The sequence below is a fragment of the Deltaproteobacteria bacterium genome (genome assembly GCA_019308995.1).
GTDB lineage: Bacteria > Desulfobacterota > Desulfarculia > Adiutricales > JAFDHD01 > JAFDHD01.
On record JAFDHD010000003.1, the window covers coordinates 60,646 to 83,269 of the forward strand.

The 22,624-nt window shown below is 50.7% G+C and carries 19 protein-coding genes and 3 tRNA genes; 14 read left to right on the top strand and 8 right to left on the bottom strand.

The genetic code is table 11. The annotated features are described in order from the left end of the window. Positions 1 to 2: 2 nt before the first annotated feature. A complete protein-coding gene (locus tag JRI95_01460) occupies positions 3 to 1,196 on the top strand; it encodes a hypothetical protein (GenBank protein ID MBW2060210.1) in 1,194 nt (397 codons plus the stop codon). Positions 1,197 to 1,260: 64 nt separating this feature from the next. On the opposite strand, the gene JRI95_01465 is transcribed toward JRI95_01460, so the two are convergent. The 6 genes from JRI95_01465 to JRI95_01490 form a co-directional block, all read right to left on the bottom strand. Further along, positions 1,261 to 1,854, bottom strand: a complete 594-nt coding sequence (locus tag JRI95_01465) for an HD domain-containing protein (GenBank protein MBW2060211.1) — start codon at positions 1,852 to 1,854, stop codon at positions 1,261 to 1,263. Between the two features lie 41 nt (positions 1,855 to 1,895). Next, entirely contained in the window at positions 1,896 to 3,266 is a 1,371-nt protein-coding gene (locus JRI95_01470; protein ID MBW2060212.1) for a sigma-54-dependent Fis family transcriptional regulator, read from the bottom strand. A gap of 10 nt (positions 3,267 to 3,276) precedes the next feature. Beyond that, a complete protein-coding gene (locus JRI95_01475; GenBank protein ID MBW2060213.1) occupies positions 3,277 to 5,505 on the bottom strand; it encodes a HAMP domain-containing protein in 2,229 nt (742 codons plus the stop codon). 182 nt (positions 5,506 to 5,687) lie between these two features. Next, entirely contained in the window at positions 5,688 to 6,605 is a 918-nt protein-coding gene (locus tag JRI95_01480) for a UDP-3-O-acyl-N-acetylglucosamine deacetylase (protein MBW2060214.1), read from the bottom strand. A gap of 207 nt (positions 6,606 to 6,812) precedes the next feature. Continuing rightward, complete coding sequence (locus JRI95_01485; protein MBW2060215.1) at positions 6,813 to 7,430, bottom strand: molybdenum cofactor guanylyltransferase; 618 nt, start codon at positions 7,428 to 7,430, stop codon at positions 6,813 to 6,815. A 36-nt stretch (positions 7,431 to 7,466) separates the two neighbouring features. Then, positions 7,467 to 7,895 (bottom strand): MerR family transcriptional regulator, encoded by a 429-nt coding sequence (locus JRI95_01490; GenBank protein ID MBW2060216.1) that lies wholly within the window; start codon positions 7,893 to 7,895, stop codon positions 7,467 to 7,469. Positions 7,896 to 8,226: 331 nt separating this feature from the next. Here JRI95_01490 and JRI95_01495 point away from each other — a divergent pair, with 331 nt between their 5' ends. The 9 genes from JRI95_01495 (at position 8,227) to JRI95_01535 (ending at position 16,795) form a co-directional block, all read left to right on the top strand. After that, complete coding sequence (locus JRI95_01495) at positions 8,227 to 8,592, top strand: hypothetical protein (GenBank protein MBW2060217.1); 366 nt, start codon at positions 8,227 to 8,229, stop codon at positions 8,590 to 8,592. 270 nt (positions 8,593 to 8,862) lie between these two features. Beyond that, positions 8,863 to 8,948, top strand: a tRNA-Leu gene (locus tag JRI95_01500). Between the two features lie 26 nt (positions 8,949 to 8,974). Then, entirely contained in the window at positions 8,975 to 10,333 is a 1,359-nt protein-coding gene (gene tig, locus JRI95_01505; GenBank protein ID MBW2060218.1) for a trigger factor, read from the top strand. A gap of 28 nt (positions 10,334 to 10,361) precedes the next feature. After that, a complete protein-coding gene (clpP, locus tag JRI95_01510; protein ID MBW2060219.1) occupies positions 10,362 to 10,955 on the top strand; it encodes an ATP-dependent Clp endopeptidase proteolytic subunit ClpP in 594 nt (197 codons plus the stop codon). A 17-nt stretch (positions 10,956 to 10,972) separates the two neighbouring features. Next, positions 10,973 to 12,226: an ATP-dependent Clp protease ATP-binding subunit ClpX gene (gene clpX, locus JRI95_01515; protein ID MBW2060220.1), complete on the top strand. Its 1,254-nt coding sequence runs from the start codon at positions 10,973 to 10,975 to the stop codon at positions 12,224 to 12,226. A gap of 131 nt (positions 12,227 to 12,357) precedes the next feature. Then, positions 12,358 to 14,808 (top strand): endopeptidase La, encoded by a 2,451-nt coding sequence (lon, locus tag JRI95_01520; GenBank protein MBW2060221.1) that lies wholly within the window; start codon positions 12,358 to 12,360, stop codon positions 14,806 to 14,808. A gap of 61 nt (positions 14,809 to 14,869) precedes the next feature. Beyond that, positions 14,870 to 14,945: transfer RNA gene (locus tag JRI95_01525), tRNA-Val, on the top strand. 24 nt (positions 14,946 to 14,969) lie between these two features. Continuing rightward, positions 14,970 to 15,046 (top strand) — tRNA-Asp (locus JRI95_01530). Between the two features lie 828 nt (positions 15,047 to 15,874). After that, positions 15,875 to 16,795: an aldo/keto reductase gene (locus JRI95_01535; GenBank protein ID MBW2060222.1), complete on the top strand. Its 921-nt coding sequence runs from the start codon at positions 15,875 to 15,877 to the stop codon at positions 16,793 to 16,795. 94 nt (positions 16,796 to 16,889) lie between these two features. On the opposite strand, the gene JRI95_01540 is transcribed toward JRI95_01535, so the two are convergent. Both JRI95_01540 and JRI95_01545 read right to left on the bottom strand, forming a co-directional pair. Further along, positions 16,890 to 17,339: an AMP-binding protein gene (locus JRI95_01540; protein MBW2060223.1), complete on the bottom strand. Its 450-nt coding sequence runs from the start codon at positions 17,337 to 17,339 to the stop codon at positions 16,890 to 16,892. A gap of 57 nt (positions 17,340 to 17,396) precedes the next feature. Beyond that, on the bottom strand, positions 17,397 to 17,843 hold the full coding sequence (locus tag JRI95_01545) for a CoA pyrophosphatase (GenBank protein ID MBW2060224.1): 447 nt from the start codon (positions 17,841 to 17,843) through the stop codon (positions 17,397 to 17,399). A 164-nt stretch (positions 17,844 to 18,007) separates the two neighbouring features. On the opposite strand from JRI95_01545, the gene JRI95_01550 reads away from it, so the two are divergent. The 4 genes from JRI95_01550 to JRI95_01565 all read left to right on the top strand — a co-directional run. Then, positions 18,008 to 18,832: a TetR/AcrR family transcriptional regulator gene (locus JRI95_01550; GenBank protein ID MBW2060225.1), complete on the top strand. Its 825-nt coding sequence runs from the start codon at positions 18,008 to 18,010 to the stop codon at positions 18,830 to 18,832. Between the two features lie 30 nt (positions 18,833 to 18,862). Beyond that, entirely contained in the window at positions 18,863 to 19,783 is a 921-nt protein-coding gene (locus JRI95_01555; protein MBW2060226.1) for a haloalkane dehalogenase, read from the top strand. 1 nt (position 19,784) lies between these two features. Next, positions 19,785 to 22,049 (top strand): arylsulfatase, encoded by a 2,265-nt coding sequence (locus JRI95_01560; GenBank protein MBW2060227.1) that lies wholly within the window; start codon positions 19,785 to 19,787, stop codon positions 22,047 to 22,049. A gap of 98 nt (positions 22,050 to 22,147) precedes the next feature. Next, positions 22,148 to 22,624, top strand: a 477-nt coding sequence (locus JRI95_01565; protein ID MBW2060228.1) for a hypothetical protein, incomplete at its 3' end; no start/stop codon positions are given.

A 22,624-nucleotide genomic window follows, 5' to 3' on the forward strand; every position in this document is an offset into this window, starting at 1 on the left:
AGATGTTTATTGGTTTCTTTTATGAGTTGCGTGAGATTGGGGTGACTGTGACGCCCACCTCGTTTTTACGCCTGCAGCAGGCCCTGACGAGCGGGCTCATCACCAGTCTGGAAGATTTTTATACTGGAGCGCGGGCCATTCTGGTTAAAAGCGAGCGTTACTTCGATCTCTACGATCAGATTTTTGCCCATTACTTCAAGGGAGTCGCATTGCCCGATCTCCAGGGGATTGATCTGGAAGCCGCGGCCAGGGCCCTGCTTCAGGAATGGCTCAAGGACCCGGAAAGCCTGGCTGAGGCCCTGGGAATTGATCCGGAAGAGCTGAAAAAGCTTACTCCTGAGGAGTTGATTCAGTACTTCCTGGATCGGTTAAAAGAACAGACTGAGGCTCATCACGGCGGCGATAAATGGATCGGCACGCGGGGGACCTCACCGGTGGGCCACTCAGGTGAGCATCCCGAAGGGATGAGGGTTGGCGGCGTTGGCGGGAATTTTTCCGCGGTAAAGGTTGCCTTGGATCGGCGCTATAAAGATTACTCCATCGGGGGCCTTCTGACCAAGCCCCAGATCGGCGAGGCTTTAAAAAGACTTCGCTACATGATTCCGACCGGACCGATGGATGAAGTCAATGTGGACGAAACCATCCGGGAAACCATTAGAAACGGCGGAGAGATTGAAATCATTTTTGATCGCAGGCTAAAGGACCGCCTCAAGATCATCCTGATGATAGACAATGGCGGGTGGTCCATGGAGCCCTTTGTGGAAGTCGTCCAAACCCTGTTCGATTATGCTCAAAGCCAGTTCAAGGAAATAAAGACATACTATTTTCATAACACCATCTATGATAACGTCTGGGAAGACCCGCCGCGAATGAGAAAACCCGTCCACATCACTGAGTTCGCTCGCTCTGATCCTGATTCCCGGCTGATTATCGTTGGGGACGCCAGCATGGCCCCATATGAACTCCTGGCCAGTGACGGCTCGATTTATATTGATGAACGAAGCGGCCGGCCCAGCATGGAGCAATTGCGATTCCTGACGGATTGTTTTCCCCATTCGATGTGGCTCAATCCCGTCATGGCTGACCGGTGGCAATGGACCAGGACGATCGGGGAGATTGCCGCCTTCTTTCCGATGTTTGAATTGTCCCTGGACGGTTTGGAAAAGGGTGTGGTTCATTTGATGAAGAAGAATTAAAGCTTCACCTGCCCTTGTTTTTTTTCATGAACATGTGACGCCAGGACTTAGATCAGCATCTTGACTATGACGCCGACAGGTATCCCGCGGACACGGACTTGTCTATAATTGATTGGGCATACTGCCAGAGAATCTTTGAACCCTCGCCAATATTGGCGTTGCGCGCCAGCACCTGGTCCCGGGTGATATCGTGCTCCTTCCAGCTTTTACCCTGGGTATGATAATTGTGCAGCAGCGGCATCAAGCGATCGAGAGCGGCTGCGAACTTTGCCTCCGGTGAAATACCTGTTTCATACTCCTCCCAGAGTTCAACCAGCTCTTTCGCCTGATCTTCAGGCAGCAGGCTGAAAATCCTTTCCGCGGCTCGAGATTCTCGCTCCTTCTGATCCAGGGCCCCGGCTTCGTCATAGCAGTATGTGTCTCCGGCGTCTATCTCCACGAGGTCGTGAACCAGGAGCATTTGCAACACGTGGGCCAGATCCACCTGTTCCGCGGCATGTTCCGACAAGACCAGGGCCATTACGGCCACATGCCAGCTGTGCTCGGCCGAATTTTCTCGCCGTTCGGCATTGACAAGACGGGACTGTCGAAGAACACTCTTTAGCTTATCAATCTCAACCAGAAACCGTATCTGTTCCTTCAAACGATGCGTGCCCATTTTGATGCCTTTCCGGTACAGAACCGCAAACGAAGTGTTTTTTAGCCAGCCTCTATCTTCAGGCCTAGCGCCTTGATTTTTTTATGCAAACTGGTTCGATCCAGACCGATGGCTTCGGCGGTCTGGGTGACGTTGCCTTTATATTTGGTTAACCTGGACTGGATGTATTCACGCTCAGCCAGAGCCTTGGCCTCTCTCAGGGTCGGCACGGCCAGAATGTCGGGAAATGATGCGGGGCGTGAGGAAGGTAAGGCCGCGCTGGGCATCAGGTCCACTAATTCGATCACCGCGCCCGGGGACATAATGACCAGCCGTTCCACGTAATTTTTAAGTTCACGGACATTGCCCGGCCAGTCGTGGGCGGTCAGGGCTTCAAGCGCCTTCTGGCTGATGGTCTTGGATACGACATTATTTTTTCTGGAAAATTCTTCCAGGAAATCCTGAATCAGGATCGGAATATCTTCCTTGCGTTCTTTCAGGGGTGGAACGTGAATCGGGATGACGTTGAGCCTGTAATAGAGATCCTCCCGGAAGCTGCCTTGGGCGATCTCCTCCTCCAGGTCCTTATTGGTTGCCGCGATGACCCGCACGTCAACCTGAATGGTCTTTGTCCCGCCGACGCGCTCAAGTTTTTGTTCCTGCAGGATACGAAGGATTTTGGACTGTGTTTTAAGACTCATATCTCCGATTTCATCGAGGAAAAGGGTGCCATGGTTGGCCAGGTCGAACCGGCCGCGTCTGGCCTGGCCTGCGCCGGTGAAGGCGCCTTTTTCATGACCAAAGAGTTCACTTTCGATCAGTTCATCCGGAATTGCCGCGCAGTTGACTTCGACCATCGGTTTATCCGCCCGCTTACTTAAACGATGAATGGTGTGGGCCACCAGTTCTTTGCCCGTGCCATTTTTCCCGGTGATCAGGACCCAGGCGTTAGTAGGAGCCACTATTTCGATCTGTTTTTTAAGGTTTTGCATGGCCGAGCTTCGGCCCGTGAGCTTGAAGCGTTTCGCCGCCTGATTTTTCAGGAGAACATTCTCTTCTGCTAAACGGTGGTAATTCAGGCAATGTTCGATCACCAGAAGGATTTTATCGTAAGAGAGCGGTTTCTCGATGTAGTCATATGCCCCCATCTTGGTGGCTTTGACCGCCGTTTCGATATTCCCATGTCCGGAGATCATGACCACAGGCAGATAAGGGTGCTCTCTTTGAAGGTGTGCCAATACATCCAGACCTTGCTCAGACCCTTCCATCCAGATATCGAGCAGAACCAGGTCTGGCATAACCGCCTCGATCCGATCCAGGACCTCACTACCGTTTGTGGCCAGGGTGACATTGAAGCCTTCATCGCGCAGGATACCTTCGAGAGACTGGCGAATATCCTCTTCGTCGTCCACAACTAGTATCGTTTTCTCCATCTGCCTTTCCTCAGGTTCTGACGGGCATTTCGATAATGAACTTGGTGCCGCGGGGCTGGTTGTCCTGAACCCTGATGAAGCCGTTATGGTCGGCCACAATGGTGCTGACGATGGCCAGGCCCAGCCCGGTGCCTGACTTCCTCGCTGAAAAATAAGGGTCAAAGACCCTGTCCTTGTCCTGGGCGCTGATGCCGACGCCGTCGTCGGCCACTTCCAGGCGCATGATCTCGAGAGTTTGATCGTAGGACAGGTTGATCTCGATATGACCATGGTTATCCACCGCGGCCACGGCGTTGTCCAGGAGATTGATCAGCACACGTTTCATTTGTTCCCGGTCCAGATTGAAGGCTGGCTGGCTGGGGTCTTTTATCAGGCTAAAGTCCACATGCTGGTGGCCTTCCTTATACAGGACCAGGGTTTCTTCCACAAGTCGGGCCAGATCATTCAAGGTCAGGCGGGCCGCAGGCAACCTTGCAAAGTTGGAAAACTCATCAACCAGCCGTTTGAGTTCCTCGACCTGACGAATGATCATGTGGGTGCATTCGTTAAATATCTGGTCGTCATCGCCCAGGTGGCCACCGTAATGTTTACGCAGGCGCTGGGTTGAAAGCTGAATCGGCGTCAGAGGGTTTTTGACCTCATGAGCGATGCGCCGCGCCACCTCTCTCCAGGCGGCCATACGCTGGGCTTTCTCGAGCTCTGTCAGGTCGTCGAAAACCAAGACCATGCCCATGTCCTGATTCTGCTCGTCCTTGAGCAGGGTCAGATGAAGATGTAAACTCAAGGCCTGCTCACCGATCTTAATCCGGACCTGTTTCTCGGCCGAGCCTCGCGGGGAAGCCTTGGCAGCCTCGACAAGATCGTCAAGGGATTTAAGGTCGGGCGGCAGGAGATCCTGCAACTTCCGGCCAATAATCCGGTCGGCCTTGACCTTAATAATCTCCTCGGCCGAGTTGTTTATGGTGGTCGTATGACCGTGCGCATCCGTGGAAATGATGCCTGCCGTCACATTTTGAAGTACGATCTGGATGTAGCGTTGTCTCTGATCCAGTTCCGTATAACTCCTGGTCAGTTCAATATTCTTTTGAGTCAACTCGCTTTTGCTGGCCTTGAGATCCTTGGTCATTCGATTGAAGGAAGCGATCAGGGTCCCGACCTCATCGCTGGACTGAACATCAATAGTGAAATCATAATCCCCGCCGGCAATCCTTTGCGTACCCTCGGCCAGCCTCATGATCGGCCCGGTGATCCCGCTGGCGAGACGGAAGCCGAACCACGTTGCCGCGAAGATGATGAGCAGTGTTACCAGCGTTAAGGTGATGTAATGGTTGAGCCTGATGGGGTCCCTAAACTCCTTGAGTTCTCTGTATCCATCCAGCCCTCGGGCGATGGCCTGCAGCTTTCCGCTAAGCTGGATGGGATAAAAATAACTCACATCCATAACGGCCAGAACTCGTTCATCCCGGGCGGTCAAAGGCAGGAGAACATGGACCACGTCGCCTCGATCGGTGGAATCTATGATGGTGCGCGCCTGACGGAAAAGGGTGACATTCTTGAGAAGGTCTTCCGAAAGTGAAGGAATCAGGTTTGGAGAAACATCCTGGGCTCGAACTGTAACCATGGGCTCGTGGTTTTGGGAATAGAGCCGCACCTGCGAGAAGCTATATTCCTTGCGCTTATCCTCAAGATACGCTTCAAGCCGATCCATGGATTGGAGGCGGGCGAGTCCTTCTCTTTCCAAGGTTTTTCTGGTTTTTTCTCCAAAATCCAAGGCATATCCTCTCGTGAGGTCCATGAAGAACTGTCCTACTTTCAATGAGTCCGTCAGAGACTGTTCGACATTGGTGTTAAACCAGGCATTCTCGCTTGTGGCGATGAACTGGAGGGAGGTGAACAGGAGCAAGACCGTGGGAACGAGGGAGAGACTGATGAATGCCACCACCAGCTTGGTGCGCAGTTTGGCTCCGCTCAGTTGGCGCTGGGGGGCGAAAAAGAGCCGGTACAGGTTGCGCAGAACCAGGAAGATCAGGTAGATTAAAAGAATGGCGTTGACGTTAACGACGGTGAAGAAGAGGATACTGTTGGAGAGGGGGATATTCGGACCGAGCCGCACGACATTGGTTGCCAGAATGGTCAGGCCGATGACCACGAGTATGATGAAACCAATTAGCCCCAGTTCCAGGCGCATTTTTTTACGTTCCAGATAGGCCTGTCTTACAATATCTTTTTCCATGTCCATGACTAGACCCCTTTTGTTTGAAGTCCGTAAATTTGACTCAAACTCCGGAATCAAAGATGTTTAACCGATGAAAGAATCACCTCAGATATCTTTTTGAAACTATAAAAAAAGTTGCCCGGTAAAACAAGGCTATTCTTCATAGCGGGCCGGAAAAAGAGATTTAAAAGGAAGCGGGTTTTCTGTCAGGCAGTGGCCTGGGCGGCCTCTGTTTGATCAAAGGAGCGGGCTTGAGACGACTTTGCCAACGTTTCCAGTTTCCAGGCCCCGGGCGTGGCCATAAACTTGGTTAGCAAGGCATGATGCAGGGTGTGACCAGATTTGTGAGCATTGAAATGGCCGATAACGGGCGATCCCAGGAGAGATATGTCACCGATAAGATCAAGAATTTTATGACGAACAAACTCAGTCTCAAAACGCAGACCGCCTTCGTTAAGGATGCGAAAATGATCAATTACTATGGCGTTGTCCAATGATCCGCCCCGGGCAAAGCCATTTTTTTTCAGGTGCTCAACTTCATGCAGGAACCCGAATGTTCGAGCTCGACTGATTTCTTTCTCAAAAACCGGCCGGGAAAAGCACATCTGGTGGGATTGGTTTTTTAGCAAGGGGTGGTTGAAATTAATAGAATAATCAATGATAAATTTTGAGGCAGGCGCTAAGGAGATGGTTTTATCTCCATCGCTTACTGCCAGAGATTCCTGGACGATATAAAACTTCCTGGTCTTCTTCTGCCGCCTGAGTCCGGCCGTTTTGATGAGAAAAACGAAAGGTGCTGAGGAGCCGTCCATGATCGGGATTTCAGCCGAGTTGACCTCAATCCTGGTGTTGTCCACGCCCAAACCAGCCAAGGCCGATAAAAGATGTTCGACCGTAGATAAGGTAACGCCGTCCTTTCCCAGGGTCGTGGCCCGGCGAGTGTGGACTACGTTTGCCAGGCAGGCCTTAATAGCCGGTCCTCCGTTGAGATCCGTCCGCACAAAGACGATACCCGAATCTTCAGGCGCTGGATGTAAGGTCAGGTTGACCTTTTTCCCGGAATGGAGGCCGATCCCGATACACGAGACACTTTTTTTCAAGGTGCGCTGAACCGAGTTCTGCATGAATTCCCCCCAGATTTTTCATCATAAAATACATGGGCAAGGATCATGCCAGGAGCTGCTTTAAAAAAGGAAGCCGACTGCCTCTATATCTATTTAGATTTATTAATGATTTTTTCCAGATCCTGGAAAGCCTTTTTCATGACCAGGCCCAGGTGTGGCTAAATGACCACATCATCAAGTTGAAATTGCGGCTTTTGAGCCACATCTTCATTCCCCAAGCAGATCCCTGGCTCGTTCGAGATCCTCTGGTGTGTTGAGATTGATGAATGAAATCAGGTCAGGATCAAATTTTACGAGTTCTTCCTCGGTCACGAATTGAAAAACTACCCCTTGCCGCCTCAAATCCTGCAGGCGCGGCCTCTCGTGAGCCAGGAGTTTCAAGGCCGCCTTAAGGCAGCTTTTCGAATAAACCGCCACTAAAGGCTCCCAGCCGGCCGCATGCTGGGGAATCAGAGCGCGGGGACCATGGGGGGCTGTGAGCGCCTTCTGAGCCAGCAAGGTAAGTAATTCCGGTTTCACAAACGGCAGATCACAGGCCATGACCAGGGTCCAGGGGTAGTGCGCAAAAAAGAGGCCTGTGGCCAGACCTCCCAGAGGACCTCGACCCGGCACGAGATCCTGCACGATCTCGAGATCGCAATCAAAAAAATCAGTGGGACGGTTGGTGGCCAGGATAATTTCACGACAGATAGGGGTCAATTTCGACCTGATGCGGTCCAGGATGGTCTGCCCCGACAGTTCTACCTGAGCCTTGGGCCGACCCATGCGCTGGGAAGCGCCGCCGGCTAAAATCAGGCCTGTTATGTCGTATGGCGGTTCAGTCAAGCTCAAGCCAGAGTACAAAAAAACCTTAACAGTCGGTTACCAATGACCATGTTCCTTCTCAAGTATTGGTTCGGATTTCTGCTGGCGATTGAGATAAATAGCGCAGTGAGCGCACAGGCTGGCGTGCTCATTCTCTTCTCTGATCCGGACCTGCCAGCAGGGTTGGTGTGGATTGAGATATGCAAGACAGCTCTCTTTTGTGACGCATCCAAAAATGTTCCAACATGGGGCCATGACCAGGAGATGGCGAAGGCAGGCCAGGGTAAATCCTCGTTCGTGGATCAAATAGTTAACACGCTTGATCTGGAGGATATCAAAGTCTGTGTAGCGTCTGTTATTGGTCCTTACTTCTCGTTCGGGTTTGATGAAGCCTTCTCTCTCGTATTCCCTAATTCTTTTCTGGGATAGGTTAACACGCCGGGAAACCTCGTTAATCATGTAATAGTCCTGCTTTTCTAGACTCATCTCTTCCTGCTTCCCGGCTCGAACCCTAGGTCCTTCTTTTAAGTCTTGTGTCTAGGATATACTTTCTTTACAGTCGCCAAAAATACCACCATCTTCTAGTTGAAGCAAGAATTTTTCCAAAGCTCCAATGAAAAATCAGGGTTGAGAGGCATGGCTGAGAGGCAGAATGAATTCTTTTGGTTAAGCCCGCCGGCTTTTAAAAGCATGGTGTGCTTTTTATTCAACAACAGGTTATAATTATTAAAGATTTGTAATACGAGAATTCCGATTGACCTGATCGAGGCTAATAGGTATAGTGACTTATGTTGAGACATGATGGAGATACTTTTGAATGTTCGAGATAAAGAAAGGCGTGTATCTCAAAACCACCAAGACGACTCTAGGTATGGGAGTCACGGCTCGGGAACAGGAACTGAAGAGCTATTATTTGGCCGACATTCTGGATGAGAATAGGATACGCGTTCAGCTCCTGGATATCCATGGCAAGCCCTTGGCTCTCACAGAAGAGATCGGCATGGAAGAGTTTGAGGGTCATTTTGTTTTTCAGCCAGATTTTTATAAAAATTTAAAAAGTTTAGATGAAATAAAGGTTGATAGGATTATCACCAGAGCTGAGAAGCATTATGAGAATAACGAATACCTGAGCGCAGAGTATGAATACAAGCAGGCCCTGAGCCTTGAACCCATCCCTTTCTGAAGCAAAGAAACTTCTCCGTGAGGTCAGAGCCGCGGTTCCTTCAGGAACTGAGTGAGGCTTGATGAGGTGTTTGGCCGCGGTTATCAGCCTTATGGAAAGATGATTATCAACCAGAGCCCGGTTTTTGTGAGTCCTTCGCCCGGCTTTAGCAAATGACCCGAATAGCTTCGAGTGAGGCGTGTGACGTTAACTTGAGTTCTGGACCCTGCCCATGAATTGTCTTGACATCATTAGGTATAATAAATATATGGAACTGTCAGGCAAGCCTGCGCGAGGGTGGCGGAACTGGTAGACGCACTGGCCTTAGGAGCCAGCGGCCCTTGGCCGTAGGGGTTCGAGTCCCCTCTCTCGCACCAATACTGGCAAGTACCTGGAGATGAATATGGAGTTTACTTGGGAAGATATTGAAGCCACGAAAAAAAAGCTTGCGGTCGAAGCGCCTGCAAAGATGGTAGACACGCGCATGAAGGAAAGTCTGCAAGACATTCGTAAGAAAGCTAAATTAAAAGGATTTCGGCCAGGCAAGGCTCCTTTGAGCATGATCAAAAGGATTTATGGCCCTCAGGTCGAGCAGGAAGTAACCCAGAAATTGATCAATGAAGCCTTGCGTGAAGCCCTGGACAAGGCCAATCTGAGTTTGGCTTCTCCGGCCAACCTGGAAGAATCCAGCTATGTGGAGGGTGAGCCTTTTCGTTTCACTTTTTCGCTTGAAATCAAGCCTCAGTTTACGGTCAAAGGTTATGAAGAGCTTGAACTCGTCAGGGAGCCGGTTAAGATCACCCGGGAAATGGCCGATAAGAGACTTAGCCAGCTTCGCGAAGCATACGCCACCACCAAAGGCATTGAGGAAGAGCGCCCTCTTAAAACCGGAGATATTGCTGTGATAGACTATACAGCGTATATTGGCGGAGAGCCCCTGGAAGGTGGAACCAATCCCAGCTACCAGCTGGAGGTCGGCGCTGGAATTTTTGACTCCGATTTTGATTCCAACCTGGTCGGGCTTTCCAAAGGTGAAGACCGGGAGATCACCGTCACCTTTAAAGATGACTATTATAATCCGAAGCTAGCCGGTCAGGAAGTAAGATTTGAGGTAAAACTTCTGGACATAAAAGAGAAGATCCTGCCCGAGCTCGATGATGAATTCGCCAAGGATCTGGGAGGAGAATTTAAGAACCTCGATGATCTGAAAGAACAAATCAAGGCTGATCTGACCAAGGTGGAAGAACAGCGGGTCGAAGAACTCCTCCGGGGTCAATTGAGAGATAAACTCCTTGATCTTGTGGAATTCGAGATACCGGAAAGCATGGTTCAGCAGGAGATCAAGGCCATGGTGGCCAATACCAGGTTCAACTTCCAGCGCTCCGGGTTGACCCTCGAAGCTGCAGGCATGTCCGAGGAAAAACTGAAGGAAGAGTATGAGCCGGCTGCGGTTAAAATGGTTAAGACCAACTTGATTCTCGAAAGAATTGCACAAGATAAAGACCTGACTGTCACTGATGACGAGCTGAAGGCAGAGATGTTCCGGATGGCTCGAGAGACGGGGCAGCCTCTAGATAAAATAACGGAATTTTACAGTCAAAACCAAATGTTAGAACCAAAACGCCAGCAGCTCCTCATTGAAAAGACCTTGAATTATTTAATTGAAAATGCTAATATTAAAGACGTTGAGGAATCTTCTGCATCGGAAACTGAAGGCGCCTCTTCAGGATCTGGTGAAGATTCTGAGAAAGAACGTTCGTAATAACCTGTCAGTACTTAGGATGTAACAGATGGCTTTAATTCCCTTTGTCGTAGAACAGAGCAGCCGCGGAGAACGGGCGTATGACATATACTCCCGCCTGCTTAAAGACCGCATTGTCTTTTTAGGAACCGCTCTTGATAACAGTGTTGCCAACGTGATGGTGGCCCAGCTTCTATATTTAGAATCAGAGGACCCGGACAAGGATATAAACTTCTATGTCAATTCCCCGGGTGGGGACGTTACAGCCGGTCTAGCCATCTACGATACGATGCAGTATATCAAGCCTGACGTTTCGACCCTGGCCATGGGACAGGCTTCGAGCATGGGCGCATTATTGCTCGCCGGGGGAGCGAAAAAGAAGCGCTTCGCCTTGCCTCATTCTCGAATTCTCATCCATCAACCTTTGGGTGCGTTCCAAGGCCAGGCTACGGATATTGACATCCAGGCCCGTCAGGTTCTTAAGCTCAAGCAGGAGCTTAATGAGATTTTGGCCAAACATACCGGTCAAAACATCGAGAAGATTCAGACCGACACTGAACGCGACTTTTTTATGACCGCCGCTCAGGCCGTTGAATACGGCCTTGTTGACAAGGTTATTACTGAGCGCGAAATGAAGCCTTGAGACCGGAGGTAAGGTGAATGACCAAAACAGGTGATGGTAAGCTCTCAGATCTGCTTTGTTCCTTTTGTGGCAAGAGCCAGGATGAAGTCAAGAAATTGATTGCTGGCCCATCGGTTTATATTTGTGATGAGTGCATTGAGCTTTGTAACGACATCATTGCTGAGGAGTATGAACGAGAAGAGGGTGTCGCTGTTGACCAAATTCCCAAGCCAACTGAAATCAAGGATATTCTGGATGAATACGTTATTGGCCAGGAAACCGCGAAAAAGATCCTTGCCGTTGCGGTGAACAGCCATTATAAGCGCGTCGAGTCCAGGATTGATTTAGGGGACGTGGAACTGCAGAAGTCCAATATTCTGCTTGCCGGTCCCACCGGATCGGGTAAGACTCTGCTTGCCCATACTCTGGCCAGGATTCTCAATGTGCCCTTTACCATTGCTGACGCCACGACCTTGACCGAGGCCGGTTATGTGGGGGAGGATGTGGAGAATATCATCCTGAATCTCCTCCAGGCTGCGGATTATGACGTGGAAAGGGCCAGTAGAGGTATTGTATATATTGACGAGATAGACAAGGTCGCTCGCAAATCCGATAATCCGTCCATTACCCGAGATGTGTCCGGCGAAGGGGTTCAGCAAGCCTTGCTTAAAATCATCGAAGGCACCATGGCGGCTGTGCCTCCCAAGGGCGGACGCAAGCATCCACAGCAGGAGTTCGTCAAGGTTGATACGACTGACATCCTGTTTATTTGCGGTGGAGCTTTTGTGGGATTGGAGAGCATAATCAAGGCCCGTATTGGAATCAAGACCATGGGTTTTGGCGCGGATATCAAGACCAGCAAGGAAGAAGAAAACATCGGCGAAACCCTGGCCCAATGCCAGCCGGAGGATCTGCTTAAGTTCGGACTGATTCCCGAGTTTATCGGTCGTTTGCCTGTCATTGCTACGCTGAACGAATTGGACGAAAACGCCCTGATTCGCATTCTCAAGGAGCCGAAAAACTCGCTGGAGAAGCAGTACAGGAAGCTCTTTGAGTTCGAAGGTGTGAAGTTGAAATTCACAGAAGGCGCATTGACCGCGATCGCCAAGGAAGCCCTAAAGCGTAAGTCCGGCGCCCGAGGTCTCAGAGCGATCATGGAAAAGGCGATGCTCGATATCATGTACGAGCTGCCGTCGCTTAATAATGTTCATGAGTGTGTTGTGAGCGAAGAAGTGATTCTTAAGGGTGAACAGCCTATTCTGTTATACGAGCAGCAGGTCGAAACAGCATAATCATTCCTCTCTCGCAGAACCGCCTGATTCGGAGGCCAACTGCTCGGGGCAGCCAAGGCGCGGCGGTTGCTTTTTCATAGTAACCCGGGCTGTACTCAGCTAGACATTAGAAAAACCATAAGGATATAACAATGCTTTTTAATCTCAATCGAAATAAACCAGGCTCCAAATCGGAAGGGGAGAGATTACATCTTCCTCTCCTGCCTTTGCGAGACGTGGTGGTCTTTCCTTACATGGTCGTGCCTTTGTTCGTGGGGCGAGAGCAATCCATCAAGGCTCTCGAACATGCGATGAATTTAGAAAAAAGTATTTTCCTCGCGACCCAGATTGACCCCAAGATTGACGACCCGAGTGAAAAAGATATCCATCGCATCGGAATCATTGGAAGCGTGCTTCAGCTTCTCCGGCTGCCAGACGGCACAGTTAAAGCCCTGGTCGAAGGCAAGGCCCGTGCTCGGGTTTTACAGTATATGCCTCATCAGGATTTCTTTTTTGTCGAAACCGAATTGCTGGTTGAAATCCAGGAAAATCAGTCCGAGATCGAAGCCCTTTGCCGAAGCGTGATATCCGCGTTTGAATCATATGCCAAGGTCAACAAGAAGATACCGGCAGAAGTTGTGCAGACAGTCAATTCCTTGACCGATCCTTCCAAGCTGGCCGATACTGTGGTGGCTCACCTTAATATCAAAACCGCTGACAAACAGAATCTCCTGGAGCTCGTGAATCTACCCAAGCGATTGGAAAAGCTGTATGAGCTCATGCGTCAGGAAGTGGAGGTCATGGAGATCGAACAGCGCATCAAGGGCCGGATTAAGAAACAGATGGAGCAGACCCAGAAAGAGTACTACCTCCATGAGCAGATGCGGGCCATCCAGAGTGAGATGGGTGAAAAAGACGATCTCATGAATGAAATCCAGGAGCTGGAGAAGCTCCTGGCTAAAAAACGCCTCTCCCGTGAAGCCAAAACCAAGGTGGCCCATGAGATTAAGAAACTCAAAATGATGTCACCCCAGTCAGCCGAAGCCACGGTGGTTCGCAATTATATTGACTGGATCCTTTCTTTGCCTTGGTACGAGCGCACAAGGGATATCATGGATATTAAGGAGGCCGAGCGTATCCTGGAAGAAGATCACTACGGCCTCAAAAAACCCAAAGAGCGTATCCTGGAGTACCTGGCCGTTCAGAAGCTGGTTAAGAAGATAAAAGGCCCCATCCTCTGCTTTGTCGGACCCCCGGGGGTAGGCAAAACCTCTCTTGCCACCTCAGTGGCTCGCGCTACCGGACGCCACTTTATCCGATTTTCTTTGGGCGGTGTTCGGGATGAGGCCGAAATCAGAGGACATCGGCGGACGTATATCGGCGCCCTGCCAGGGAAGATCATTCAGAGTTTGAGAAAGGCCAAGTCCAACAACCCGGTCTTTTGCCTAGATGAGGTGGATAAAATGAGCATGGACTTCCGTGGCGACCCTTCGGCCGCCCTTCTGGAAGTCCTGGATCCGGAACAGAACCACGCTTTCAATGATCATTACCTTGATCTTGACTATGACCTTTCACAGGTCCTCTTTATCACCACGGCCAACACCCTTTATTCCATCCCCTCGCCCCTGCAGGACCGGATGGAAATCATCCGCCTTCCGGGATACCTTGAGGACGAAAAGCTCAATATCGCCAAGCAGTTCCTGGTCAAGAAACAAATCGAGAATAATGGCCTCAAAGAAAGTAATATCCATTTTTCGGATCGGGCCATCCTGCAGATTATCCGCCGTTACACCCGCGAGGCTGGCGTCAGGAGTCTGGAGCGCGAAATTGCGTCCATCTGCCGTAAGGCGGCCAGGGCCGTGGTGAAGGATCCGGACAGGAAGCAGATCAGGATCACGGCCAAGAATGTCTTTCAATATCTAGGCGTGCCCAAGTTCCGCTATGGTATGGCTGAAGAGCGGGATGAAATCGGTCTGGCTACAGGTCTGGCCTGGACCGAGGTCGGTGGTGAAATCCTGATGACCGAGGTGGTTATCATGCCAGGCCGGGGCCAGCTTACCCTGACCGGACATCTGGGGGACGTTATGAAGGAATCAGCTCAGGCGGCTCTGTCCTACGTCCGTTCCAGGGCAGCCCAATTGGGCCTGGCTGAAAAATTCTACCGCAAGGTGGATATTCACGTGCACGTGCCCGAGGGAGCCATTCCCAAGGATGGGCCGTCGGCCGGAATTACCATTACCACGGCCATTGTCTCGGCCTTGATCAAGAAGCGGGTCCACCGGGATATTGCAATGACCGGCGAGATAACGCTCAGAGGCCGTGTCCTGCCCATTGGCGGCCTTAAAGAAAAAACCATGGCCGCTCACCGCAGCAATATTAAGACCGTTCTTATCCCAAAGGAAAATGAGAAGGATATTAAGGAAATCTCACCCCAAGTCTTGAAGTCGGTCAAACTCATCCTGGTGGAACACATGGATGAAGTCCTCCAGCACGCCGTCATACTTAAGGAAGGCGAAACTCTCTTTGTCGAGCCTGAGGTTGAAACCGAGCCAGCCTTTCTGCCTTCAGAAACTGAGACAGGACCGGAGATAACGGCGCACTAGCCTTTCCTGATCGATTTTGTCTTGACACTGTGAATGAACAGCCATAGAGTGTCAAATACACGGGCGGGTAGCTCAGATGGGAGAGCATCGGCCTTACAAGCCGGGGGTCACAGGTTCAAATCCTGTTCCGCCTACCAGAAAGGCAAGTAGTTCCAATTTCAGGGGATGTAGTGAAGTGGTTCAACACGCCGGCCTGTCACGCCGGAGATCGCGGGTTCAAATCCCGTCGTCCCCGCCAAATAATTTCAAGGGGTTAGCTAATATTAGTTGATCCCTTTTTCATGCAATAAAATCAATTCCCCACATTATTCCCAACAAAGCGCCATAGTTTTACGAGCTAGTATAGATGTATTTCTGTGTAGCTCGTGGAATCCAGATAGGATAAATTATGGCTCATCACGAATTTGCGTACTTGATGAGAAGTACCTAATTATTCTTCTATAAAAAATCTCCAGGACAGTTTGTCAAGGAGGAACGCCGAAGGAGTAGCGTCCTTGACAAGCACCTGGAGAAATACAATCGGAGCGCGGCTTGGAAGAAAAAGGGAGCAATGTGGCAGAATTCTGCTATTTGTGGAAATTTATAATCAATATTCAACGACTGCATCAGCTAAATTCTTTTTTCTTTCAAGCCATTAACTACCGGTCTTAAATCAGAAGTCCGCAAAAACTAGAAGAACCATAATTATCTTTGAAATCCATCGCGTTGGAAGTTTGATGATAAAAGCTATTGTGAGAAACTTAGTTTATCTGTCAGACTTATCACAGATTTTCGAGCTGGCTGATATTTTTAGGTTTCTATTGACGATCCCAGGTCTGAAGAATGGCTGGCAAGAGAACCTTCGCCTAAGAAATCAGATTGTTCGCCTTAATAAATAATTTTCATTTTTCTAATATCCAATCCATTTCTTTTTTGATATGGTCACTCCCACATAGGCTCAGAAAAAACCGACTTTGTAAGGGTCAAGATACAGGGACGGAAAATCACGGATCTGAAACAGACCGCCGGCTTTCCCTCCTTTATTGGTTTTTAAATAGATTCGAAACTAGAAAATGAGATATCAGATATGAATGAATCAAAATCGGGGATTCCATACCGAACTCTGGGACATACTGGGGAACTTGTATCCATAGCAGGTTTGGGCGGTTATCACATCGGTATCCAGACAGACGAAATCGACAGTATTCGCCTGATACGAACCGCCATCGATAACGGGATTAATTTCATGGATAACAGTTGGGACTACAATGAGGGTATCAGCGAAATCCGCATGGGAAAAGCGTTAAAGGATGGGTATAGGGACAAGGTCTTTCTAATGACCAAGATTGACGGGCAGACCAAGAAATCGGCCGCAGAGCAGATCGACGAATCACTTTCGCGGTTCAAACTCGACATGATCGATCTTGTGCAGTTTCACGAAGTTATCCGTATGTCGGACCCGGATCGTATATTTGGCCCTGGCGGCGCGATCGAAGCGGCCGTGGAAGCAAAGCAGGCAGGCAAGATAAGATATATCGGATTTACCGGACACAAGAGCCCGGACATTCACCTGAAAATGTTGGATACCGCCGATAAAAACGGGTTCCTGTTCGATACCGTTCAGATGCCGTTGAATATCATGGACGCGCACTATCAGAGTTTCCAGAAACGCGTATTGCCGGTGTTGGCAAAGAAAAACATCGGCGTGATCGGGATGAAACCAATGTGTGCAGGGAGAGTGTTCACCACAAACATTGTTACCGCGATGGAATGCCTGCACTACTCAATGAACCTGCCTGTCAGCGTGGTGGTGGCCGGCTGCCAGAATTTTGAAATCCTTCAGCAACTGATCGATGCGGCCAGAGATTATCGCCCCATGAGCGAGGAGCAATGTTTCGAATTGGTGGAAAGAACCGCCGAGGCCGCTGCCGGCGGCGTTTTCGAACCTTACAAAACCGGGACGGATTTCGACGCCACTGCCCGAAATCCACACTGGTTAGGATTTTGACAGTTAAAAGTTCTATTGATATTGCGATTAAGATAACCTGCGAAATATGGGGAATTTAATAAAAGTCCAACAGACAAATCAAAGGTTTTTCTGGTTACCGATATTTCAAGGTTTTGGTAGATATCCGAAGGGGCACCAGGGTGAAACCGTCGGGCAGCACCTTTTTATATTTTTCTTTATAGGGCATGATGCGATCTGCAAATTCGTGCCAGAAAATAACTACCTTTGAGTCCGAGTTATCCACAATGTATTCAATCTCCGGCGGTTTCATGCGATATCCGATCATGACAAGCCCTACCTGGAGATATTGAAGGGCATTGCCAACTTCATCATACTCGGGCATGTTATAAGTCATCAGGGCCACCTGATTACCGGGCCTGAGTCCCATATCATACAGGCGGCTGGCCAGGGCACGGGCCCTCTCACGCAGCTGGCCGTAGGTCATGGAGCGCTCCGGGCCGATAACTGCGGTCTTGTCAGGGTTATTACCGGCATGAATCTCGAGAAAATTCGGCGGTTTAGGCCTTGCTTCAGCTTCTGACATACCATCTCCTTTGCAATGTTACGAGTAGAATATTATTTATCTTTGAAAAAAGCTAATCTAATTCCACGCAAAAAAAGGTTGCTCATAGTGTGCCACGCGCGTATTTTTACCCAGAATTGCCACTTCCCGGAATTGATAGATCAACGCAGCCGTTGGTGCTGCAATCCAGCTATTTCCCACTGGCATGAGTAAAACGGGATTCCTGCTCTCCGGGATTTCCTCAAGTATTGGTGCATCGTTACGCAAAAACTCCGCTATCGGGATGCGATGAATAGATTCTACTTCTGCGGGATTTGGCGTGAGATCCACACCGGGACCTCCCCAAACCACAACTGGTGTGACGGTAAAACCCGAACGCGTGGTAAAATCATCCAGACGTCCGATCACTCTATCGTGACGCAGTTTTAGGCCCACTTCTTCTGCAAGTTCCCTCAGTGCCGTATCCTCCGGACTCTCACCTGCATCCATGCGTCCTCCGGGAAATGCCCACGGACCTGGCGGCATGTTCCCTCCTCCTAAGAGTTTTATGATTCTCCTTGAATAACGGAATTAAAAGTAGGAAATATCAGATGTTAAGAAAAAATTAACTTTTGTTAATCTTATAAAATTTATTTGAAATTTAATTGACATATAAAAAAACAGGCGATAGCTTAGCTTGGCAAGGGAAAATGATAGGCCAGATAAAAACACAAACATTGTCTTCTACAGGGGACAGCAATACGACGCGTAAAGGAATAACAAAAGGCACCAAGCGGGTGCGGGAACTCCTGATTCGGGACGAGGTCAGGCAAAAGCGGGAAGAGTTCATGCTGGAGCAGGCCCGGGAGATAGTGGCCAAAGAGGGGCTGCACACCTTGACTCTGCCCCGCTTAGCAGAACGCAGTGGATATTCAAAGCCCACCATCTATAAGTACTTCCCGACCCAGGAGGACCTGATCGTCGCATTGGCGGTGCAGTCCGCGTCCATTCGCGCTTCATATTACGAAAGAGCCATCACTTTCCAAGGCAGACCTCGGGAAAAGCTTTACGGCCTCGCACTCTTGAACTTCGGTCCTCTCCACTTTTACCTTCGTGAAGTACTCGACGTGCATATCAATCGCCTAAACCAAAAGGCTTCGCCGGTGCGACAAAAAGAGCTTTTTGAAAACGAGAATCGTATTGCGGAGATCATGGCCGGGATCATCCGGGAAGCGGTTGAAATTAGCGATCTAACGCTTCCTGAAAACACGGATGAATACCAAATTCTCTTCACCCTGAATTCGACGATCCTTGGGAGTTATGTGATAAGGGAATCTGATTCACAAGCTTACAAAAAGTGGTTTGACCGGAAACGGATCTGGCCCGGCGACGTTGGCCGAATTTTTCTGGATGGCATCGGCTGGCGGCCACTCAGTAGTGAATGGGATTACAGCGCAAGCAGAAAACGCTTTCTTATGGAAGTCTTCCCGGAATTATTGACTGATGAAGGCGCCGCGGAGAAATCCACGGTGTAAATTTCCCCCCAATTTAATAAGGAGTGCCTAATGAAAGCTTTAAGAACACCTGATGAACGATTTGAAAACCTGCCGGATTATCCTTTTAAGCCACATTACGTGGAGGTTCCGGACGGTGAAGGCGGTACTTTGCGTATACACTACGTGGATGAAGGACCAGCCGACGCGGTCGAAACCTTGCTCCTGATGCACGGAGAACCATCCTGGTCCTTCCTGTATCGAAAAATGATCCCCCTCTTTCTCGAGGCTGGCCATCGAGCTGTGGCCCCGGACCTGGTTGGTTTCGGGAAATCCGATAAACCGGCCAACCGCAACGATTACACATACAACCGGCACGTGGCATGGATGCACGCCTGGTTGGAAAGCGTGGGCCTGGGCGATATCACGTTATTCTGCCAGGATTGGGGCTCTCTCATCGGGCTCAGGTTGGTGGGGGAAAAACCGGAGCTGTTCAGCCGTGTGGTGGTGGGCAACGGCGGCCTGCCCGCCGGGGGCGGCCAGGCATCCGAGGCGTTCCTTAACTGGCAGAAATTTTCACAGACCGTACCGGTCTTTGAAACGGGCAACATCATGAGCAATGCGCTCGTAAATCCCACGCCGGAAATACTCGCGGCCTATGACGCGCCCTTCCCGGACCAGTCCTATGTTGAAGGCGCCAGAATTTTTCCTTCGCTGGTTCCCACCAGTGACGACGACCCGGCTCTACCAGCGAACCAAAAGGCCTGGGAAGTACTCTCCAGGTTTGAAAAGCCTTTTCTGACCGCCTTTTCCGACGGCGATCCAGTAACGGCCGGGGGTGAAAAAAATCTTCAGAGGATGATCCCCGGCGCAAAGGGCCAGCCGCATACGATTATAAAAGGCGCGGGCCACTTTCTACAGGAAGACAAGGGCGAGGAACTGGCCAGAGTAATCCTGGATTTTATCAAACAGACTCCCGCGAAGGAGTCCTGAAATGAGCCATCAAGAAGATTTTAAAGGCGTGATCGGACGCACCCATGCGGAATCCACCCCCTGGTGGCCCGAGCCGAAACGGTCGGTAGACAACAGTCCAAACCTAGTGGTGATCCTGTTCGACGATACTGGCTTTTCCCACTTCGGCTGCTACGGCTCGACCATCGAAACGCCGAACATTGATCGCTTGGCCGCTGGTGGATTGCGGTTCACCAACTTTCACACCACGACGTTGTGCTCGCCTACGAGGGCCTGCCTGCTCACCGGTCGCAACCACCATACCGTGGGCATGGGGACGGTTTCCAACATCAGCAGCGGCTTCCCGAACATGCGGGGCTATATCACGCCGCACGCCGCCACCATTGCCGAGATGCTGCGGGAAGAAGGTTACGCCACATTTGCCTCGGGTAAGTGGCATTTGGCCCAGACCCAGGACACCTCGACCGCCGGTCCGTTCGACCAGTGGCCCATACAGCGCGGCTTTGACCGGTACTATGGCTTTTTAGAGGGTGAAACCGACCAGTTCTACCCGCAGCTGACCTACGACAATCATTATGTTGATCCACCTTATGGTCCTGAAGAGGGCTATCACGTCACCGAGGATCTCGTTGATCGCTCCATGGAGTTCATCCGCGATCTGAAATCCGTGCGACCGGACCGGCCGTTCTTCCTCTACCTGGCCTTCGGCGCGACCCACTCTCCGCACCAGGCGCCTCGTGAGTTCATTGAGAAATATCGTGGCCGTTTTGACGCCGGCTGGGACATTATCCGGGAAGAGTGGTATAAACGTCAGCTGGAAATGGGCATCATTCCGGAGGGTACGGAACTGGCCCCCAGGAACCCTGGCGTGCGGCCGTGGGACGACCTTTCCGAAAACGAGAAGCGATTCGCGCTTAGACTCCAGGAAGCCTTTGCCGGTTTCCTAGACCACACCGACCATCACATCGGACGGCTGGTCTCCTTTCTGGAGGAAATGAGCGAACTCGACAATACCATCATCGTCCTGCTTTCGGACAACGGCGCCAGTCAGGAAGGCGGTCCGACCGGTCTGATGGATGAGATGAAGTATTTTGTCGGCATGCCCGAGGACGTGGATGCGATCCAATCCCGACTCGATGAGATCGGTGGACCGCACAGCCATTCAAATATTCCATGGGGTTGGTCCCAGGCCGGGAATTCGCCGCTCAAATGGTATAAACAGAACACCTTTGGAGGGGGCGTACGCGACCCGCTGATCATCCACTGGCCGCCACGCGTTAAAGACCGGGGCGGCATCCGAGGCCAGTTCCATCATGTCATTGACGTTGTGCCGACCATTCTTGAACTGCTTGATATTGAGCCATCAGACACGTACCGCGGCTATAACCAGATACCCATTGCCGGCACGTCCATGGCCTATACCATTGACGCGCCGGATGAAAAGACCCGCAAGGGCCCACAGTATTTCGAGATGATGGGACATCGGGGTATCTGGGCCGACGGATGGAAGGCCGTGACCTATCACAAACGCGGTGAGCCTTTCAGCGATGACGAGTGGGAGTTGTATCACCTGGACGAAGATTTTTCAGAATGCCGCAACCTGGCTGTTGAAAACCCGGAAAAACTCAGGGAAATGATTGACCTGTGGTGGATTGAGGCCAGCCGTCATGGGGTGCTGCCTCTTGATGACCGGAGGGAACTATTCGCGGTTACCAGGCTCCGCCCCGGCTCGCTGCATGCCCGCGGTCATTATGTCTATTACCCGCCTATCTCCCATGTACCCTCCGCGGCATCACCGGGATTGGGTACCCGTAATTGGGTCATGACCGCAGAGGTCGAACGGCCCGACGCGTCTGCTAACGGGGTGCTGGTAGCGCATGGCACACAGAACACGGGATTCAGCTGGTACATCAAGGATGAACAAATGGTGTTCGACAGTAACGTCTTTACCGACCACCACGTAGTCAGGTCCGAGCAAAAAGTGCCTGTGGGGCCAAGTACGCTCGGTGTACGTTTCACGTGGAACGACCAAAAAGGAACCATGACCCTCTTGATCAACGGAAACGAATGCGGCTCGATGGAAGTGCCGTCCACGGTGCGTACCTATACCACTGGTATGAGCATCGGGCGGGACAGCCTCTCGCCGGTTACCGACGATTACGAGGCGCCGTTTCCGTTTTCAGGAACGATCCGCCGGGTTGAGGTGAATATGCAGCCATTCCGGTCACGGTCCGAGGCGCGGGAGGACGCCGAGATCAGGCATCGAACCGAGATGGTCAGACAGTAGAGGTGGCTGGTTAGTAAAAGATGTTCCGTGAGAAGGCATAAAGCGAACAACGAGAAGGATATCAAACCTCTTAATCATCCTTTTTTACGAGGACCAACATGGCTGAAAATTATGTAGAAAAAGAAACCGGAATGAATGAAGTGGGCAGAATTCCAGAAGGTTTCGTCTATCGGGATCAAAGCAAACGGTATCCCTGGTGGGTCAAGTCCGTGGATAAAATCACCACACAAGTGGACGAATCCATCATGGAAAAGCCAAGAGGAAATGTTATCAATTGGTTTGCTCGGCAACCAGCCGAGTACCGAGACGAAATTGCAGCTTCAGGTAAGGCCAATTACTCACGGAGAGTACAGAACAACGAACCGGGAGCGCGCCTTCAGGATGTTGCCTTACACCAGGCGGCTTCGTCCTTCTGGTGGGCTGGCGCCAAAATGAATGGCGAGATTCCACAGGGTTCCATTATGGAACTAGTGAATCTCTCCCGTAGCAAGATGTGCGTGAGCCCGGATGATTTCGATGTCATACCCTGGGAAGGGACTCCTGAAGAAGCTTCTGACATGGTCGAAGCGGCAGGC

Bases quoted from the DNA above. Each gene is read 5' to 3' on its own strand.
- JRI95_01460 (MBW2060210.1), top strand. From the start codon at position 3: ATGTTTATTGGTTTCTTTTATGAGTTGCGTGAGATTGGGGTGACTGTG.
- JRI95_01465 (MBW2060211.1), bottom strand. From the start codon at position 1,854: ATGGGCACGCATCGTTTGAAGGAACAGATACGGTTTCTGGTTGAGATT.
- JRI95_01470 (MBW2060212.1), bottom strand. From the start codon at position 3,266: ATGGAGAAAACGATACTAGTTGTGGACGACGAAGAGGATATTCGCCAG.
- JRI95_01475 (MBW2060213.1), bottom strand. From the start codon at position 5,505: ATGGACATGGAAAAAGATATTGTAAGACAGGCCTATCTGGAACGTAAA.
- JRI95_01480 (MBW2060214.1), bottom strand. From the start codon at position 6,605: ATGCAGAACTCGGTTCAGCGCACCTTGAAAAAAAGTGTCTCGTGTATC.
- JRI95_01490 (MBW2060216.1), bottom strand. From the start codon at position 7,895: ATGAGTCTAGAAAAGCAGGACTATTACATGATTAACGAGGTTTCCCGG.
- JRI95_01495 (MBW2060217.1), top strand. From the start codon at position 8,227: ATGTTCGAGATAAAGAAAGGCGTGTATCTCAAAACCACCAAGACGACT.
- tig (MBW2060218.1), top strand. From the start codon at position 8,975: ATGGAGTTTACTTGGGAAGATATTGAAGCCACGAAAAAAAAGCTTGCG.
- clpP (MBW2060219.1), top strand. From the start codon at position 10,362: ATGGCTTTAATTCCCTTTGTCGTAGAACAGAGCAGCCGCGGAGAACGG.
- clpX (MBW2060220.1), top strand. From the start codon at position 10,973: ATGACCAAAACAGGTGATGGTAAGCTCTCAGATCTGCTTTGTTCCTTT.
- lon (MBW2060221.1), top strand. From the start codon at position 12,358: ATGCTTTTTAATCTCAATCGAAATAAACCAGGCTCCAAATCGGAAGGG.
- JRI95_01535 (MBW2060222.1), top strand. From the start codon at position 15,875: ATGAATGAATCAAAATCGGGGATTCCATACCGAACTCTGGGACATACT.
- JRI95_01540 (MBW2060223.1), bottom strand. From the start codon at position 17,339: ATGTCAGAAGCTGAAGCAAGGCCTAAACCGCCGAATTTTCTCGAGATT.
- JRI95_01545 (MBW2060224.1), bottom strand. From the start codon at position 17,843: ATGCCGCCAGGTCCGTGGGCATTTCCCGGAGGACGCATGGATGCAGGT.
- JRI95_01550 (MBW2060225.1), top strand. From the start codon at position 18,008: ATGATAGGCCAGATAAAAACACAAACATTGTCTTCTACAGGGGACAGC.
- JRI95_01555 (MBW2060226.1), top strand. From the start codon at position 18,863: ATGAAAGCTTTAAGAACACCTGATGAACGATTTGAAAACCTGCCGGAT.
- JRI95_01560 (MBW2060227.1), top strand. From the start codon at position 19,785: ATGAGCCATCAAGAAGATTTTAAAGGCGTGATCGGACGCACCCATGCG.